The 17,939-nt window shown below is 53.5% G+C and carries 11 protein-coding genes, 1 tRNA gene and 1 other RNA gene; all 13 read right to left on the reverse strand.

From position 1 onward, the window contains the following. Positions 1-31 precede the first annotated feature (31 nt). Complete coding sequence (locus P9J64_08945; GenBank protein MDG5468442.1) at positions 32-628, reverse strand: ADP-ribosylation factor-like protein; 597 nt, start codon at positions 626-628, stop codon at positions 32-34. Between the two features lie 12 nt (positions 629-640). Then, a complete protein-coding gene (locus P9J64_08950) occupies positions 641-1,141 on the reverse strand; it encodes a roadblock/LC7 domain-containing protein (GenBank protein MDG5468443.1) in 501 nt (166 codons plus the stop codon). Between the two features lie 233 nt (positions 1,142-1,374). Then, positions 1,375-4,950 (reverse strand): pyruvate:ferredoxin (flavodoxin) oxidoreductase, encoded by a 3,576-nt coding sequence (nifJ, locus tag P9J64_08955; GenBank protein ID MDG5468444.1) that lies wholly within the window; start codon positions 4,948-4,950, stop codon positions 1,375-1,377. Between the two features lie 81 nt (positions 4,951-5,031). Then, complete coding sequence (gene recR, locus P9J64_08960; GenBank protein MDG5468445.1) at positions 5,032-5,631, reverse strand: recombination mediator RecR; 600 nt, start codon at positions 5,629-5,631, stop codon at positions 5,032-5,034. 248 nt (positions 5,632-5,879) lie between these two features. Then, positions 5,880-6,197: a YbaB/EbfC family nucleoid-associated protein gene (locus P9J64_08965; GenBank protein MDG5468446.1), complete on the reverse strand. Its 318-nt coding sequence runs from the start codon at positions 6,195-6,197 to the stop codon at positions 5,880-5,882. 129 nt (positions 6,198-6,326) lie between these two features. After that, entirely contained in the window at positions 6,327-8,042 is a 1,716-nt protein-coding gene (gene dnaX, locus P9J64_08970) for a DNA polymerase III subunit gamma/tau (protein ID MDG5468447.1), read from the reverse strand. Positions 8,043-8,098: 56 nt separating this feature from the next. Further along, positions 8,099-8,197, reverse strand: an RNA gene (gene ffs, locus P9J64_08975) — signal recognition particle sRNA small type. A gap of 78 nt (positions 8,198-8,275) precedes the next feature. Continuing rightward, positions 8,276-8,363: transfer RNA gene (locus P9J64_08980), tRNA-Ser, on the reverse strand. Between the two features lie 78 nt (positions 8,364-8,441). Next, positions 8,442-9,227, reverse strand: coding sequence for a hypothetical protein (locus tag P9J64_08985; protein ID MDG5468448.1), 786 nt, complete (start codon positions 9,225-9,227; stop codon positions 8,442-8,444). A gap of 22 nt (positions 9,228-9,249) precedes the next feature. After that, complete coding sequence (locus tag P9J64_08990) at positions 9,250-12,741, reverse strand: tandem-95 repeat protein (protein MDG5468449.1); 3,492 nt, start codon at positions 12,739-12,741, stop codon at positions 9,250-9,252. A 141-nt stretch (positions 12,742-12,882) separates the two neighbouring features. Then, the gene (locus P9J64_08995; GenBank protein ID MDG5468450.1) at positions 12,883-14,772 is read right to left on the reverse strand and encodes a penicillin-binding protein activator; all 1,890 of its coding nucleotides are present in this window, start codon (positions 14,770-14,772) and stop codon (positions 12,883-12,885) included. Further along, on the reverse strand, positions 14,772-15,890 hold the full coding sequence (dnaJ, locus tag P9J64_09000) for a molecular chaperone DnaJ (GenBank protein MDG5468451.1): 1,119 nt from the start codon (positions 15,888-15,890) through the stop codon (positions 14,772-14,774). Before dnaJ ends, P9J64_08995 begins: the two co-directional genes overlap by 1 nt. 125 nt (positions 15,891-16,015) lie before the next feature. Beyond that, on the reverse strand, positions 16,016-17,923 hold the full coding sequence (dnaK, locus tag P9J64_09005; GenBank protein ID MDG5468452.1) for a molecular chaperone DnaK: 1,908 nt from the start codon (positions 17,921-17,923) through the stop codon (positions 16,016-16,018). Positions 17,924-17,939 lie beyond the last annotated feature (16 nt).

The following is a 17,939-nucleotide window of genomic DNA, read 5'->3' on the forward strand; positions in this document are numbered from 1 at the left end:
CATACGGGCTTTTTTGTTGATTGAAAATCTCTTAACCGCCGCCGCCACCTTTTTTGAGCTCCAGCAGGATCAGCTTGGCAACTTCTTTGAGGGTTTCGAAGACCCCTTCACCGGTTTGTGCACACGCGGGGAACTCGGGGACGTCATCGGGATTGAGCAGTTCGCGCAGTTCCTCGAGAGGAGTACAGTTTGGCAGGTCCTGCTTGTTGTACTGGATGACGAAAGGCAGCTTCTCCAGTTCGTATCCCTGCTCTTCAAGGTTGACCCTGAGGTTGTCCATGCTTTCGATGTTAGCATCGAAACGTTCTTCCTGGGAGTCAGCAACAAAGACAACGCCGTCAACACCTTTGAGAATCAACTTTCGCGAGGCATCATAAAAGACCTGGCCGGGAACCGTATAGAGGTGAAAGCGGGTTTTAAAGCCGCGAATTTCTCCAAGAGCCAGGGGTAAAAAATCGAAGAAAAGAGTCCGCTCGGTTTCTGTCGCCAAGGAGATCATCTTGCCTTTGGCGTCGGGGGCCGTCTTCTGGTAAACAAACTGCAAGTTGGTCGTTTTGCCGCATAGGCCCGGGCCATAATAAACAATTTTGCAATTAATCTCGCGGGAGGCGTAGTTGATGAAAGACATGTTCCGGTATCCTTAGCTGAACAGGTTATCTATGTCGTCGTCAGTGATTTCGGCGAACGGACTGTCAGCATTGCCGGCCTTCTCAACTTCTGCAGCCTTGACAGCAAGGTCTTCAAAAATACCGGCCAATTCGTCACTTGCTTTTTTGACGCGCAGTCTGACAAGTCCAAGAGAGCTGCGATGGTCGAAAATAACCACCAGGATAACCCGCTGAGCAATGATAGAAATGTGAATGTTGTCTTTTTCCCCTTCGTGGAAGAGGATGGAGAACTCTTTCTCGCCGATCAGCTTGGCGAGTCCGCCTGTTGCGGCAATGTTGCCGGCGGTCAGAGAGGCAAGGCTTGTCGTGTCAAGGTGCTCCGTTTCGCCACAGCCAGCAATCAGTTGCCCGTTTTTGTCGACCAGGAAGATGACTTTAGCGTTGGATTCGCGCAATAGTTTTTCTATGACTGCGCTGATCCTCTGGAATTCCTCGTCGTACATGACAAAGGAGTTGTTCTGTGGCTCGAGCATACTTGGTTCTCCTGTTGGGGGGTATTCACCAATAGCCCTTATAGCATTTCATCCTGCATCTTATCAAGGCTTTTTGCCTGATTGCTCAGGCTTCGTAACGGCTTGTTGTAGACGTTGTCCCTAAAGGATGGTTAGCTCGTGACGTGAATTTTTGAACCTTTTACAAACTGCAGACAAAAAGCTCCCGACGTTTACGCCGGGAGCTTTTTGTTTTTAGCTGATGTTTTGCTAGTTTACTTGCCGCAGTCTGCTGAAAGATCTGCCAGTTTCTGGTAAAGATCGAAACGGGCGGCGAAGTCTTTCGCCGAAGCTTCCATCAGTTCCTCAGCTTGCTCGGGATTGGCCTTCTTGAGCATCCGGAAGCGGTTCTGCTTGCTGGTAAAATCTTCGAAGCTGGTCGTCGGCGCTTTGCTGTCGAGCTGCAACGGGTTTTTGCCTTCAGCCGCTAGGCGAGGATCGAAGCGGAACAGCGGCCAATAGCCTGAAGTGACAGCCTCTTTACAACCGTCCACGGCGGTGGTCATGTTGATGCCGTGAGCGATGCAGTGAGAGTAAGCAATGATGAGCGACGGACCGTCGTAAGCATCAGCTTCAAGCATTGCCTTGACCACTTGACCCGGGTTCGCCATCGAGACCTTGGCGACGTAGATGTTGCCGTAGGTCATGCTGATCATGGCGAGGTCTTTCTTCGGCATTTGCTTGCCACCCGCTGCGAATTGGGCTACCGCGCCCATCGGCGTTGCCTTGGAAGCCTGACCGCCGGTGTTGGAGTAGACTTCGGTATCCATGACGAGCACGTTGACGTTGGCACCAGAGGCGAGAACATGGTCCAGACCGCCATAGCCGATGTCATAGGCCCAGCCGTCTCCACCGTGGATCCAGACCGATTTGTTGACCAGGTAGTCTGCGTCAGCGAGCAATTGCGGCGCTGTCTCGTGAGTACAGTTTGCCAGGATCGCCTTGAGCTTTGCGACCTGAGCACGTTGTGCTTCGATCAGTTCCTGAGAGGACTGGTCAGCGTCGAGAATCGCTTGCTTGAGTTTCTCGGTCCCTTTGCAGGCCGCGCAACCGCAGGCCATGTTCTTGACCAGTAGCTCACGCGAGTACTCAGCGGTCTTGTCGATGGCAAGGCGGAAACCGAAACCGAATTCAGCGTTGTCTTCAAAGAGCGAGTTGCTCCATGCCGGGCCGAGACCGTCCTTACGTGTGGTCCAGGGTGTGGTCGGCAGGTTGCCACCATAAATCGAGGAACAACCTGTGGCGTTGGCAACGACCATGCGATCACCGAACAGCTGAGAGCAGAGCTTGACGAACGGGGTCTCGCCACAACCTGCACAAGCGCCGGAGAATTCGAACATCGGCGGCAGCAACTGGCTTCCTTTGAGTGTTGCGCTGTTAAAGAGCGCCGGATCGGTGTCGGGCAGGTTGAGGAAGAAGTCGAAATTCTTCCGCTCAGTATCGCGCAATGGAGGCTGGGGCTGCATGTTGATGGCTTTGTGGTTTTCGTTGGTTTTGCTTTTTGCCGGACAGTTGTGGACGCAGGCACCACAGCCGGTGCAGTCTTCGACAGCAACCTGCAGGGTGAACTTTCTATCACCCATGTCCTTGCCGCGTGCCGCGCAAGATTTGAAAGTCTCCGGTGCGCCGGAGAGGTCCTTGTCGTCATAGATTTTCATGCGGATCGAAGCGTGTGGGCAGACGAAAGAACAGATGCCGCACTGGATGCAGAGGTCTTCGTCCCAGACCGGAGTTTCTATGGCGATGTTGCGTTTTTCATACATTGCGGTACCGGTCGGGAAGGTCCCGTCAACAGGCATTGCTGAAACCGGCAGGCTGTCACCGAGGCCGTCGATGATCGGGCCGAGGGAGTTCTTGACGGTGTCCGGAGTGCCGTTCCACTGGCCGATCGTCATTTCAATTGCGCTGTCGGCGCTGGCCGGAACAGTGACTTCCTGAATGTTCTCCAGGGCGACATCGACGGCCTGGTTGTTCATATTGAGGACTTTTTCGCCAGCCTTGCTGTAGGACTTGACGATGGCATCCTTGATCTCCCGTACGGCCTGCTCGATCGTGATGATTTTGGAGATCTTGAAGAACGCGGTCTGCATGATGACATTGATGCGGGGACCGAGACCGATTTGGTTGCCGAGCTTGACGCCATCGATAACGAAGAACTTAAGCTCTTTGTCGATGATCGCCTGCTGAACCCGCTTTGGCAGGTGAGACCAGACTTCGTCTTTGTTGAAGGGGCTGTTGAGCAGGAAGGTTGCGCCCTGCTTGGCGTTTTTGAGCATGTCGTACTTCTCGAGGAAGGAGAAGTTATGACAGGCGACAAAGTCGGAAGAAGTGATCAGGTAAGGTGCCCGGATCTTGTTCTTGCCGAAACGCAGATGACTGGTGGTCATACTGCCGGCCTTCTTGGAGTCGTAGACGAAATAAGCCTGAACTTCGTTGTCGGTGCTGTCACCGATGATTTTGATTGAGTTCTTGTTGGCGCCAACGGTGCCGTCGGAACCGAGACCGTAGAATATGGCCGAATAGCCATCGAAAGGCACCTTGTAGTCCGCATCGAAGTCGAGGCTGCGACCGGTGACGTCATCCTTGATGCCGACCACACAGTGGTTCATTGGCCTGTCTTTAGACAAATTGTCGAGGACGGCTTTGGCCATGCCGGGGCTGAACTCGTAGGAACCGAGACCGTAACGGGCGCCAACGATCTGCGGGTAGCCTTTGAAAGAGATCAGGCCATCTGCCATCGCTTCGCCGAAGGCGGTGCGCACGTTGTGGTAGAGCGGCTCACCGATGGAGCCCGGCTCTTTGGTGCGGTCGAGAACCGCAATTTTCTTGGCTGTTGCAGGCAATGTTTTGGCAAAGGCTTCAACATTGAAGGGCAGGAAGAGGCGGACCTTGATCAGGCCGACCTTCTCGCCCTGGGCGACCAGGTGCTCGACCAGTTCGTGCATGGTGTCGCAACCCGACCCCATCATGACCACAACACGCTCGGCGTCGGGGGCACCGACGTAGTCGAAGAGGTTGTACTGACGGCCGGTTTGCTTGGCAAATTTGTCAAATTGGGCTTGTACGATTGCCGGAAGCTTGTCGTAAAAGCTGTTGACAGTCTCGCGACCCTGAAAGTAGACGTCGGGATTCTGGGCGGTGCCGCGCAGGACCGGGTGGTCCGGCGACAGGCTGCGGGCCCGGTGCGCGCGAACCAGATCATTGCTGATCATGTGGCGCATGTCGTTTTCGGAGAGCTCGTGGACCTTCTGGACTTCACTCGAGGTCCGGAAACCGTCGAAATAGTGCAGGAAGGGGACGCGCGATTCAAGGGTTGCTGCCTGAGCGACCAACGCGAAGTCCATGACTTCCTGAGTGTTGTTGGAGCTAAGGAAGGCCCATCCGGTCGAGGTGCAGGACATAACGTCGGAGTGGTCACCGAAAATCGACAGCGCTTGTGCTGCAATGGCGCGCGCTGAAACATGGAAGACCGTGGGCGTCAGTTCGCCAGCGATCTTGAACATGTTCGGGATCATCAGCAGCAGTCCCTGGGAGGCGGTAAATGTGGTGCACAAAGCTCCTGCCTGCAGGGCACCGTGGACGGCACCAGCGGCACCACCTTCTGACTGCATTTCAACGACCTTGGGAATGGTATCCCAGATGTTCTTTTGACCGGCAGCGCTCTTGGCATCGGAGACCTCGCCCATAACTGACGAGGGCGTGATGGGATAGATGGCGATTACCTCATTGGTCGCATGAGCTACATGCGCCGCGGCGGTATTGCCGTCAATACAGACCATTTTCTTGGACATCAGACTTCCTCCTTGTACTTGAATGTTGTATCGATGAATCGGGTTTACGATATGTCTTGCGGAAACTATTATCTCTGTGAATCAGATGTCGCGCCGTCCTTCGACAGCGCGGTTCACAGTGGCTTCATCTACATATTCGAGTTCGCTGCCCATCGGAATGCCATATGCCAGGCGTGTGACTCTTATTCCGAGAGGCTGGACAAGCTTTGCCAAGTAAAGGGCTGTAGCATCACCTTCAACCGTAAAGTTGGTGGCAATGAGGAGCTCCTGTACCCCGCCTTGCTCAAGGCGTTTGATCAGTGGGTTGATCTTGAGGTCTTCCGGTCCGACGCCATCCAGCGGAGAGAGGGCACCGTGCAGCACATGATAGCGGCCTTTGAAAGAACGGCTGCGTTCGATGGCCATGAGTGCCTGCGGTTCTTCCACAACACAGACCAGGCCCTCATCCCGCCTTGTGTCGCAACAGAGGGGGCAGGGGTCTTGTTCTGTGATGTGGAAACAGACAGAGCAGAACCTAGTGTTGCGTTGCAGGTCTAAAATTGCTTCTGCCAGCGCCTCGGCCTGAGCTTTAGGTTGGCGGAGCAAGAAAAAGGCCAGCCGGGTTGCCGTCTTGTTGCCGACACCTGGAAATTTTGCCAATTCTGCGACCAATCTTGCGAAGGACGGGATGGAGTCTAACATGATTTTTCGCAGAAATTCAACAGTTTATGAGATTTCGAAGATATTTTAAGGGGGTCAAATTTTTTTCGTATCACTGAAAAAATTCCCGTTATTTTTTTTAGTGAAGGTAAAGAAATTCACTTTAGCTTAAAAAAATTGGCATATGCAAGGATTAAGTTTACCGGCTCCGGTTCACAAGGGTCGAGGCCTCTCTGTTGCGCTGTGTCCTTTTTGCTCACTTTATGGCGAATCTTCGCCGACGACTCAGATTAGAAGAGGCCCGGAATGTTCATGCCGCCGGTCAATTTGCCCATCTCTTCCTGAGCCATCTGCTGGCTTTGCTTGATCGCTTCGTTGACCGCTGCAGTCACCAGGTCCTGAAGCATCTCTACATCCTCCGGATCGACTGCTGTCGGGTCTATCTTCAGGTCAAGGAGCTGTTGCTTTCCACTGACGACGGCAGTCACCATGCCACCGCCGGAAGAGGCTTCAACCTGCTTGCTCTCGAGCTCTTCCTGAAGTTCTGCCATGCGGCGCTGCATCTGCTGAGCCTGCTTCATGATGTTGCCGATACCACCTTTTGCCATTGCGCTTCCTCCGTTCTTGTCAGCCTGACTTGGGGCTGCTCTGTTAATTTATGACCAAATATATTGCTATGAGGGGTTTCGCCTACAGATGTTACTGCGCGCTCCTCAATCTTGCAGTCTACCTTATTTCTAAACAAATCCCTTGTCGATGGGGATAACTTTTTTAATTTCGCCTTTGAAAATGTCCTGCACCGACTTCAGCGCCGGGTGCTCCATGGCATCTTCGCGCAAACGTCGCATGCGATCTGTCTCTTTGGCTTCGCGTTCTTCCACCAGAGAAGGAGGCGCAGTACTCTGCTGTTCAATATCAACAGCAAGGATGCGTAGCTTTACCGGCTGCCCGAAGTACTCTGTTATCAAAACATCGAGATCCTGACTGATGTCCGGCTCCTGAAGCTGGCTGATCATGAACGACCCCTTTGCATAGCCTATCTCGATAACCGGAATTTCCAGCTTGAGAAGACGACCGTGTTCAAGGACAGAGCCAAGCATCGGTCGGCTTTGTTTGACTTGCTCAACCAGCCCCTGCCAACCCTTGCTCTCGGTCGATGTGGCGACGGGGGCTTCAGGCTTTTTTGGCGGCGGGTCCGGACTTGGGATTGGAGTGGTCGGTGCCGGCACCGGAGCTGGACTGGCACTCTGAGTCGAGCTTGACGTTGGCCGTTGCACAGGATGCTGGGCTTTTGCTAAGGGCGTTGACCCCATACGTTTTTCCAGACTTTCGATGTGGTTGATAAGCTTTGCGAGGTCCTGGGTCGGCGCGAGGGTGGCCAGACGTACGAGGCTCATTTCAAGCGTCAGTAGGGGGAAGCTGCTGTTGACCAGCTCGGTCTGGGTTTTCATGAGCAGGGTCACGATGCGTTGCAGGTCGTCGAGAGAGGCCTCTTCGGCTAAGGACTTCAGCTCTTTGAGTTCTTCTCCGACCAGGTCGAGCATCTCAGCAGGATCTTCAACAACCTTGCAGATCACCATGCCACGGAACATCTCGAGCAGATCTTGTGTGAAGCGGCGCAGTGCAAGGCCAAGCTGGTCTACGCGACGGACGGCATCGAGTGCGCGGCGACTATCCCGTTGCAGCACTGCTTCTACAGTATCAAGCAATAGCCTGCGATCTACCATTCCGAGAAGGGTTTGCACGGCTTCATCGTCCACCTGCTCGCCGGAGAAGGCGATCACCTGGTCAAGGGTGGAGAGGGCGTCGCGCATGCTGCCTTCGCCCTGCCTGGCAACCAGGCTGAGGCTGTGATCGGAAATGGTCAATTGCTCAGCATCAGAGATTTCGCGCATCCGGCTGGCAACTCTGGCCAGTGGGATTTTGCGGAAGTCGAACCGTTGACAGCGTGACAGGATAGTAATCGGAATCTTGTGTGGTTCTGTCGTGGCAAAGATGAACTTGGCGTGCTCCGGAGGTTCTTCAAGAGTCTTTAGTAACGCGTTGAAGGCGTTGGTCGAGAGCATGTGAACTTCGTCGATAATGAAGATTTTAAAGCGGGAGCGGTTGGGCAGGTAACGGATGTTTTCCCGCAGCTCACGAACGTCGTCGACGCCGGTATTCGAGGCGCCGTCTATTTCGATGACATCAAGGCCTTGTCCGGCCGTGATTTCCGTGCAGGAAGAACAACTTCCACACGGCTGGTCGGAGAGACCTTCGTCGCAATTTAAGGCTTTGGCAAGAATGCGTGCTGCAGAGGTTTTGCCGACACCACGTGCGCCGGTAAAGAGAAAGGCATGATGAATGCGGCCAGAACGGATGGCGTTGGCCAGAGTCTGGCTGACGTGCTCCTGGCCGATCAGATCGGTGAAATTTTGTGGACGCCACTTTCGGGCGAGAACCAGATAGGCCATTGTCTCTCAGTTCGGCTGATGGTGAACAGCGTAACCGGCGACTTGCCGGCACAAGTGACAGCCAGGCACTCCCGCGGCACACGGCTGAGGCCGCTGCCGCTGCTCCCTTCCGGGCCTGACGGAGTTCACGGCCGTCCGTTGCGCGGGACCCGGCTGTCACTTCTGACGGCAAATACGATTAAGACAAGGTCGCAGCTAGAAATGACGATGTGATTCGTGTCTGTTGTTAAATATGGCGGAGAGGGAGGGATTCGAACCCTCGGTACCTTGCGGTACACCCGCTTTCCAGGCGAGCACCTTCGGCCACTCGGTCACCTCTCCGCAGAACAGGAAAAGTACACTAAAGGATACTTTTCTGTAAAGGCTTTTCTCAGGGGTAAAAAATGCCAGGTTTTGTCGCTATCTATAAGGGGTCAGGCGAATCGTGCCCACGTCAATAATCTTTCCCGCGACAGCATTTCGGCAACCCGATTCATGTAACCCCAATTTACCATAGGGCTCGCCTGCGATCGGTTGGCCGCGAGTACGGGTACGGGCGGCCAGACACCACTGCCCGGGACGTTCGACATAGAGTTGAAACCGGCCGTCATCACCGACAGAAGGTGAGGTTGCCTCGGGCATGTGTTGAAAGTCATTGTCTGGATATGCGATGACAAAGGCACCGGGAAGTGGCTTGTCATCAGAATCAACCAGTTGGCCACTAAAACCGGTCTCTCCGCTGGTCAGGGTGCCTTCACGCATCAACATGGGTTGAGCGACCCCCTGGAGAGTGAAATTAACAACTGTGACTTCGCCCGGATTGACTGTCACTGGATTTCTTGCAGGCAGCGCCCAGGTATCACCCGGCTTGGGTGGCCCGGCATCGGCTCCGGACTGGCGCATACGCGCGACCAGGTAGTAATCCCCTTCGACCAGATCCAGAAAGTAGTGGCCCTTTTCATCCACCAGAGCTTCGAAGTCGGCGGGTCCGCGCAGGCTGCTGCGCATGTTGCGGTAGGCGTATACGTAGGCGCCGGCGGCGGGGTGGGCTTTTCCGTGAGTTATACGACCAGTGATACCGGTAGACGAAGTCAGAATAGATCTGTCGACGCCTGTTTGCGATTGTGATGAAAGGCAACCGAAAAGCAAACACGCCAGGAGAAGAAAGGGCAGCCTGATAATGGCTTGGAAGTAAGAATAGTTCAATGTAGTCTCAAAGTTAACAGGTTTAATTGCCTGGTATCTTAGCTTTATCAACGACCTCAAGTTCACCGAAGATTATTACGTTGGGCAGAGTGGCCCCGTCTGCCCGGGTGTTGCCCTCATCGGTCAAGACACCATTGTCGGTGTTGGTGTATGTATTACCTATGGAAGAGTTTCCGGTCGTAGCCCCAAGTTTTACACTAGAGCCGGCCCTGTTAAAGATTAAGTAGTCTTCTGGATCACCCGCCAAACTATTACCATCGACGTGGTTCCCGTATAAGTAAAGGTTGGCTGTTTCTCCTGTGTTATCGATTGCGATGCCCTCGAACTTGACCGCTTCGATTTGGTTCTTTTGTAAGTTGATCGAAAGAGTTTTCCCCGGAGATTGATTACTTACGAATATCCCATTTCCGAAGGTTCTTGAAATTTCGTTGTCAAAGACGCTTGCCCATAAATTCAGGCCCTTATTATCCAAAATGATGCCAGTATTACTCACATTCGAAATTTTGTTTCCAGATAAGTCGACCCCGAGACCCAAGCCTTCGTTTTCCAGAACGATCCCTGAGCCATCAGAACTTATCGTGCCAATGTTCTGCAAATCATTATTTGAAATGTTTACAAAGACCTCCCCTGCATTGTTAATGTTCTTAATATGAATCCCATCATAACCCACCGTGTTGATAGAGTTGTCAGTTATAAATGACTCATTCACATGAGGAACCAACTCATCAAGGGAAATACCGTAATTCACTCCAGTTATGCCAATATGGTTAACATTGACCCCACCCACCCCGTTACCGTAAATAGCAGTTGTTGAATTGGTAATGTTGATGCGCGAGACCTCGCTACCGTCAGCCAGAGTAACTGCTGTCCCGGCATTTCTAATCACAGGAACCGCAGTGCCACCAGAGATCGTAGGCAGATTGATGCGTCCGAGTTGATCGGTATTTACTTTATGCTCAGAGCTTTCCCCCAACAGGCGCTGGTTGGCAGTGAGAGTAAATCCTTCGCCATCAAAAAAGCTATCGGAATAGAGCAGTACGATCTCACTGTCGGTAGAATTGGCGGCTGTCAGAGTGTTAAAGGGAGCTTCGACGGTGCCATCGCCAACCCCCGCCTGTGAATCAACGTGGGCGATGGAAATTTGATTATTGTTATCTGTCAAGATCTCATTATGAACTGGTGTCGAAGAGTCCTCATGACGTTCTGCAACGATGATATCCGGGTCTCGCTGAATACGTTCGGTCATCCGCTTGCGTAAACCCAGCAAAGGTTCTGGAAAGTCCTTCGAAAAGACACCGAAAGGAATACGGGCGCGGGCGCTGACAAAATAGTCGGTGTCTCTCACATCATCGTGACGAACCTCCCCGCCAATTTCGAAAAACGAGCCCTGCCAGCTGAAAGCATCCTGGAAACGGACCTCCAATCGCGCTTTTGGACCGGAGATGTCGTCCATTCCTGCCGCTGAAAAAGAAAAACCACCGAGGTAACCATGAACTTCCTGTGACCTGAACCAAGGAAGAACCCAACCAATTTCTGCATCAAAACCACTCATCGATTTTTCCATGGTTTTAAAGGCTTGACCACCGGTTTGATGGATCAATGTGGTTCCTGAATAGATGACTTGATTTAAGCTTTCCTGGCTTTTAATCAGATATTCTTCCTCGTCAGCGAGATACCAATTGACACGGGCAGAATACTTTTCGGTCATGGCTTCAGCACCAAGCGTGAATTGGTCGAAATCATTATGGTTCTCTGACTTGCGCAAATCATAGAAGCCATAACCGCCAAGGACCCAGCTGTTGTTGATGATTTTACGGTAACCAAGGCCAAAATTGCCTTCCTTGGCATCGTTGTCATCGAGTTGAAATCGCAGATCTCCAAAGAGCATACTGTTGGCATTTTGGGTAATGGGGAAAAATAAATCGGCTTCACCAATAATGCTATCGTTGCCTAATCTTCCTTTCAGTTCGACATGGGCAGCCCATTCTTGACTCTTGCTTGTCTTTGACCTGGACGGGGCATCAGGAATCGTTTCGGACGCTGTCTCCTTGAGTGCTGTTAAGGAGGCCCCCTTTGACACCTGGTCTTCTTTGGCCGGAGTGGGCCTGGCAGTAACGGTCGGTGTCGCCTCAAGGGTTTCTCTGGCCAAAACGGTGGTGACAACCAAAGCGTCTTCGTTGGTGGTGTCGTTGTCCTCGACGATATCACTGACTTTGTTGATGGTAAGGCTGACCTCCTGGGTGGTCGTGTTGCCGGCATCGTCGGTGACGGTGACGATGAAGCTGTCTCTGCCGTTGTAATCAGCGTTCGGCGTATAATTCCAGACGCCTGAGGCCTCATTGATAAAGGCTCTGCCATTGGTCGCAGTGCCCGTAACACTGAAAATAGTCCCGTCGGTCAGGCCATTGCCGTCTGTGGCGGTCAGGGTGCCATTGATGACGCTATCTTCATCCCCGCTGGCGCTGGTGGTTCCGCCGATCGTGGTCGGCACGTTAACCGGGGCGACCGTGATGGTGACCTTGGCGGTCTCAGTGATTCCACCTCTGCTGACGGAGTATGTGTAGGTGTCCTTGCCCTTGAAGTTGGCATCAGGATTGTAGCTAACAGTACCCTTGTTGCCATCGACGATCGCAACAGTTCCGTTGGTGCCCTGAGAGACAGCGGTGACGGTCGGTGTTGCCTCAAATGTGTCGTTGGCCAACACGTTGGTGACAACCACAGCGTCCTCGTTGGTGGTGTCGCTGTCCTCGACGATATCGCTGACTTTGTTGATGGTAAGGCTGACCTCCTGGGTGGTCGTGTTGCCGGCATCGTCGGTGACGGTGACGGTGAAGCTGTCTCTGCCGTTGTAATCAGCGTTCGGCGTATAATTCCAGACGCCTGAGCTTTCATTGATAACGGCTCTGCCGTTGGTCGCAGCGCCCGTAACACTGAAAATAGTCCCGTCGGTCAGGCCATCGCCGTCTGTGGCGGTCAGGGTGCCATTGAAGACGCTATCTTCATCACCGTTGGCGCTCGTGGCCCCGCTGATCTTCGTTGCTGTGATACTTGTGGCGTATTGCTCAAGAAGGTTCAAACCTTCTGTGCTCAGGAGGAGTTCCTGATAACCTTCTATCAGCAGAACCTTCTGGCTTTCGGCAAGGTCTGCACGGGCAACAAGGATAAGATTCGTTTGGTTCGTTTCATCAGATATCTGCAAATTGGCAAGGGACGAGAGGCTACCAGGAACTTGTTTATTATACGTACTTTGACTGAGCAGTGCTGCATCAAGTTTGTTGAACTTCAACAACATACCAAGCAAAGTTGCCTGGTCGGTATAATTGTGCACTACAACCGTGTCACCAAAAGCACGGTCGATCTGTTTGTCTAAATAGAGTTGATTCGCAGATTGTTGTCTATTCTCTTGCGCAAGGCTGATTCCAAGCAAGGCGCGTGCGCAAGCTGGCTGGGCCAGAATTAGCAGAAAGAGGCAGGCCAGAAGTAAGGCCGGAAGGGCCTTATTGAAACGTTTCATTGATGATGACCACCCTTTGGAAGATAGAAAAAACTTTCCCAATATAGCTCACTTTCTGATTAAAAATCAAAGGTGTTCATAACAAGACAGCCCCGTGAGAAAAACTCACGGGGCTGTCTTGTTCAGTCAGTTCGATTTGTTCTAATTGATTTGAACAATCGTGCCGTTTTGCACCTGCAGCAGGAAGAGGACCTTGTCAGCTTCGCCAATAAAGTCAAAGCGGGTTGCCCCGGTGACTCCAGGGTAATTCTGCAACTGCGCTAGAGCACGGCGCAGATCCTCGCGACTTTGCAGTTGCGGATTGTCGAGCAGGGTCAGCAGAATTCCGGCGGTGTCATAACCCTGTGCTTCCAGGATCGTCGGTTCCTCCTGGTAACGATTAAAGTAAAGCTCAACAAACTCCTGGATGAAGGGATAGCTGCTGTGGCGGAAAAAACCATCGGTAAAGACCGCGCCTTCGACAAACTGGCGGGCCAGTTTAGGGAGTTCAGCATCGTTCCAGCCGTTGGTGCCGAGTAGCTGGATATCCTCTAGACCATAAAAAGCCAATTGTGGTGCGATCAGGCTGATGCGGTCCGCGTAGTCAGGAACAAAGAGGGCTTCAAAGGGTGGAGTCTCCTCTTCTTTTTCAACGAAATCAGGGTGGTTTGGATCTGTTGGTGGCTCTTCTTCGTCCGGAGCGTTCGGGTCGAGTCCCCGCAGAGACCTGACCTGGTACCGGAAGTCGGTCTGGTCGGTGAGGTAGCTCTCTTCTGCAATGACTTCTCCTCCGCGACGTAACACCTCTGCACGGAAAAGTTCGGCAAGCTGCTCTCCCTGGCGGGTTTGTGGACTCATAATGCCGAATTGATAGAAGTTACGTTCTTCCATGGCGTAATCAAGCAGTGCACGGACCTGTAGTTGCGGTGTCAGTGAGTTGCGAAAGGTGTAAAGACTGGAGGCGGCCAGCCCTTCTTTTTGCGACATGGTCAGGAGGGGGGTCCGCTCCTGGTGAGCCCTTCTTGCGGCTCCCTGGGCGGCGTTGCCGACCAGTGGCCCGGCAATGCCCAGAACACGGTCACTGATGGCCAGCTCTGCGACCTGTTGTGCGGCAACCGTTTCATCACCCGTCGTGTCACGGAAAATAAAGCGCACCGGAATGTGTGGACGGAAAGCTTCCAGGGCCAACTCCATGCCGCGCTGAACACGTTTGCCGAATGCAGCGTAGCGTCCGCTCAGCGGAAGCAGGACACCTATGGCACGTTGGAATTGGGTTGGGTCGGAGAGTTGCGACTGCAAGGCCAGGGCTTCTTCGTGATAGGCGAAGCCGGCCGGTGCCATCATTGCGGCAGAAACCCACTCCTGCGCCAGTTCTTTCTGTCCGGCAGAGAGAGCTCTCCAGCCAAGCTGCAACATTGCCAGGTAAGCAACGGGTTTGTTGTGATACATGAAAGCGGCTTCGGCCAGGTCCGCTTCGTTGAAGCCCGCGCTCAGCAGGGTGTAGATACGCGCCAGAACTTCCCGGGGTGCCTCTGCACCTTCAACCACCAGGGCCTGTTGATAGAAGTAAAGTGCTTTTTGAGGTTCTTCCAGAAGGGCAAGCCCTTCAGCCAGGCTCAGGTAGCGCGCTTGACGTTCAGGCAAATCCAGCCTCTGCGTTTCCAGTTGCAGGAGCTGGTCCACTGCGCGCGCTGCATCGCCCATCTGCAGGAGCAGTTCGCTATGTAACAGGGTGGTAGAAGGGCTTTGGTTCTCTGTGGGTATATTGTCAAGATAGCCGAGCGCTGTAGCGGGGTCTCCTTGTTCATTATGGATGCTGGCCAGATAATAGTAGGCCTGATCAATCAAACTGGAATCGGGGTTGCTGACCACGAAACCACGCAGCAGCCCGGCGGCTTCATTGAGCAGGCCGGCCTGGTAATGATCAAGAGCCCTTTGCATGGCGATCTCTGCCTGCGTGACAGTCTCTTCAAGGGATTGTTGTGCCAGCGTATTCGAGACACTGACAGACAAGAACGCAAGCATAAAAAGGCTGATGATCTTAAGGCGCATTAGTCGAACAACTCCTTAACCTTGTCGAAAAAGCTTTTCCCCATCGGGTGAATGTCTTCACCGGCTTCCTTGGCAAATTCGCTGAGCAGTTCCTTCTGGCGAGAAGTCAGGCTGGTGGGTGTCTCCACTCGTACGATGACGAGCTCATCACCGCGGCCATAGCCTTGCAGAACCGGTATCCCTTTGCCCGCCAATTTAAAAATTTTGCCGCTCTGGGTGCCAGCCGGGACCTTGAGTTTGACCTTACCCTCCAGCGTAGGTGCCTCCAGTTCACAGCCGAGTGCGGCTTGTGGAAAGGAAATCGGAATTTCGCAAATCAGGTCGTTGCCTTCCCGCTGGAAGATCGGGTGATCCTTAACCGTAATGACGACATAAAGATCGCCGGCTGGGCCACCCTTGGCCCCGGGTTCACCCTCACCATTCATCTTGAGACGAATGCCCGATTCTACACCGGGTGGGATTTTCAGGGAAAGGGTCTTTTGTCCGCGGGTTAAACCTGTGCCCCGGCAGTCTTTACAGGGGTCGGAGATTTTTTTGCCCTCGCCGTTACAGTCGGGGCAGGTGCGGGTCAGAGAAAAGAAGCCCTGCTGGAAGCGCACCTGTCCGTTGCCGGAACAGGTTCGGCAGGTTTCGGCGCTGGTGCCTGGCTTGGCACCTGAACCATCGCAGGTCTCACACGGTTGATGCCGCGGTACCTGGATTTTGGTTTCGAGTCCAAAAGCGGCCTCTTCAAAGTTGATCGTCAAATTGTAACGCAGGTCATCCCCACGCCTGCCACCGCCGCGACGACCCCCGCCTCCACCACCACCGAAGATATCACCGAAGATGTCGCCAAAGATGTCTTCAAAGGGGGCCCCGCCGAAGCCTCCGGAGGAAAACCCTCCACTTTGCTGGTCAACTCCGGCATGGCCGTATTGATCGTAAAGGGCGCGCTTCTGTCCATCAGAGAGAACCGCATAGGCTTCGGAAAGTTCCTTGAAGCGTTCTTCTGCCTCTTTATCGCCGGGATTTTTGTCGGGATGACATTTCAGGGCCAGCTTGCGATAAGCTTTTTTGATCTCGGTGTCACTGGCGTTCTGGTTAACTTTAAGTATTTCGTAATAATCACGTTTGGCCAAAATAGTATCCTTGCGGCGAAAGCGAACCCGACCTGTCCACTGGTAAAACAGGGAAAGGCCAGAGGCTCAAGGAGAGCATATATTGCTCCCCCGAGGCTCTGGCCTGATCTGCTCCTGTTGCTGGTTTATTCTTTCTTTTCGTCGTCGACTTCTTCGAACTCTGCGTCGACTACATCGTCCTGGTGCTCGTCGCTTTCAGCGCCTGCGTCGCCGGCTTCCGCTTCACTCTGGGCCTGCTTGTACATGACCTCGCCCAGCTTCTGCGAGGCTGTTGCCAAAGCTTCGGTTTTGCTTTTGATCGCTTCAGAATCTTCACCTTCCATGGCGGTCTTGAGTTCCTCAAGGGCTGTTTCAATGCCTTTTTTGGTCTCTTCGTCAACCTTGTCGCCATGTTCTTTGAGAGCTTTTTCCGTGGTGTAGACGAGACCGTCAGCTTGGTTGCGGGCTTCGATCATTGCACGTTTCTGCTGGTCTTCAGAAGCGTGCAGCTCAGCGTCCTTGACCATCTTTTCGATCTCATCATCGGAAAGGCCAGATGAGGCGGTGATGACAATCGACTGCTCTTTGCCGGTGCCGAGGTCTTTGGCGCCAACGTTGAGGATACCGTTGGCATCAATGTCGAAGGTGACTTCAACCTGGGGTACGCCGCGTGGTGCCGGTGGAATGTCGGTCAGCTCAAAACGACCGATCGTTTTGTTGTCGTTGGCCATCTCACGCTCGCCCTGCAGTACATGTACGGAAACTGCCGGCTGGTTGTCAGCTGCCGTGGAGAAAACCTGGCTTTTCTTGCAGGGGATCGTGGTGTTCTTCTCGATCAGCTTGGTCATGACGCTGCCGAGAGTCTCGATACCGAGTGAAAGCGGAGTGACGTCGAGGAGGAGAACGTCTTTGACGTCGCCCTTGAGAACACCGCCCTGAATTGCGGCGCCGATGGCAACGACTTCATCAGGGTTGACGCCCTTGTTGGGCTCCTTGCCGAAAATTTCCTTAACCTTCGCTTGTACGGCTGGCATACGGGTCATGCCGCCGACCAGGATGACGTCGTCAATATCTGAAGCAGAGAGGCCCGCGTCCTTGATCGCTGTTTTACAGGGGCCGGTCAGCTTGTTGAGCAGGGAGCTGCAGATGCTTTCGAGCTTGGCACGGGTCAACTTGATGTTGAGGTGCTTGGGGCCAGAGGCGTCTGCTGTGATAAAGGGCAGGTTGATGTCAGTCTCCATGGAAGAGGAGAGCTCACACTTGGCCTTTTCGGCACCTTCCTTGAGACGCTGCAAAGCCATCTTGTCGCCGCGCAGGTCGATGCCCTGGTCTTTTTTGAATTCATCTGCGACGTAGTCGATGATCAACTGGTCGAAGTCCTCACCACCGAGGAAGGTGTCGCCGTTGGTCGATTTAACTTCAAAAACACCGTCGCCGAGCTCGAGGATAGAGATATCGAAGGTGCCGCCACCGAGGTCGAATACGGCAATCTTCTCTTCTTCCTTCTTGTCGAGGCCGTAAGCCAGAGCTGCAGCGGTGGGCTCGTTGATGATACGCAAAACGTTCAGGCCGGAAATTTTGCCGGCGTCCTTGGTGGCCTGCCGCTGGGAGTCGTTGAAGTAGGCCGGTACGGTGACGACTGCATCGGTGACCGTCTCTCCCAGGTAGTCTTCGGCGGTCTGCTTCATTTTCTGCAGGATCATGGCTGAGATTTCAGGAGCGCTGTACTGCTTGCCGCGCACTTCAACCCAGGCGTCGCCGTTGTCCGCTTTAATAATCTTGAAAGGACTGATTTCAATGTCTTTTCTAACCGCATCCGAATCAAACTTGCGGCCGATCAGGCGCTTGATAGCGAAGAGGGTGTTTTCCGGGTTGGTGACAGCCTGGCGCTTTGCCTGCTGGCCAACCAGCCGTTCACCGCTCTCGGAAAAAGCCACCATCGAGGGGGTCGTGCGAGTTCCTTCAGCGTTGGCGATAACCACAGGCTCGCCACCTTCCATAACGGAGACACAGGAATTTGTTGTTCCCAGGTCGATACCAATTACTTTACTCATGATAAGAATCCTCCTT

This window comes from Deltaproteobacteria bacterium IMCC39524, from assembly GCA_029667085.1.
Taxonomy (GTDB): domain Bacteria; phylum Desulfobacterota; class Desulfuromonadia; order Desulfuromonadales; family BM103; genus M0040.

What these genes read in the sequence shown, in the direction of transcription:
- P9J64_08995 (MDG5468450.1), bottom strand. Translation starts at nt 14,772, where the DNA reads ATGCGCCTTAAGATCATCAGCCTTTTTATGCTTGCGTTCTTGTCTGTC.
- dnaX (MDG5468447.1), bottom strand. Translation starts at nt 8,042, where the DNA reads ATGGCCTATCTGGTTCTCGCCCGAAAGTGGCGTCCACAAAATTTCACC.
- P9J64_08945 (MDG5468442.1), bottom strand. Translation starts at nt 628, where the DNA reads ATGTCTTTCATCAACTACGCCTCCCGCGAGATTAATTGCAAAATTGTT.
- P9J64_08990 (MDG5468449.1), bottom strand. Translation starts at nt 12,741, where the DNA reads ATGAAACGTTTCAATAAGGCCCTTCCGGCCTTACTTCTGGCCTGCCTC.
- recR (MDG5468445.1), bottom strand. Translation starts at nt 5,631, where the DNA reads ATGTTAGACTCCATCCCGTCCTTCGCAAGATTGGTCGCAGAATTGGCA.
- nifJ (MDG5468444.1), bottom strand. Translation starts at nt 4,950, where the DNA reads ATGTCCAAGAAAATGGTCTGTATTGACGGCAATACCGCCGCGGCGCAT.
- dnaK (MDG5468452.1), bottom strand. Translation starts at nt 17,923, where the DNA reads ATGAGTAAAGTAATTGGTATCGACCTGGGAACAACAAATTCCTGTGTC.
- P9J64_08950 (MDG5468443.1), bottom strand. Translation starts at nt 1,141, where the DNA reads ATGCTCGAGCCACAGAACAACTCCTTTGTCATGTACGACGAGGAATTC.
- P9J64_08965 (MDG5468446.1), bottom strand. Translation starts at nt 6,197, where the DNA reads ATGGCAAAAGGTGGTATCGGCAACATCATGAAGCAGGCTCAGCAGATG.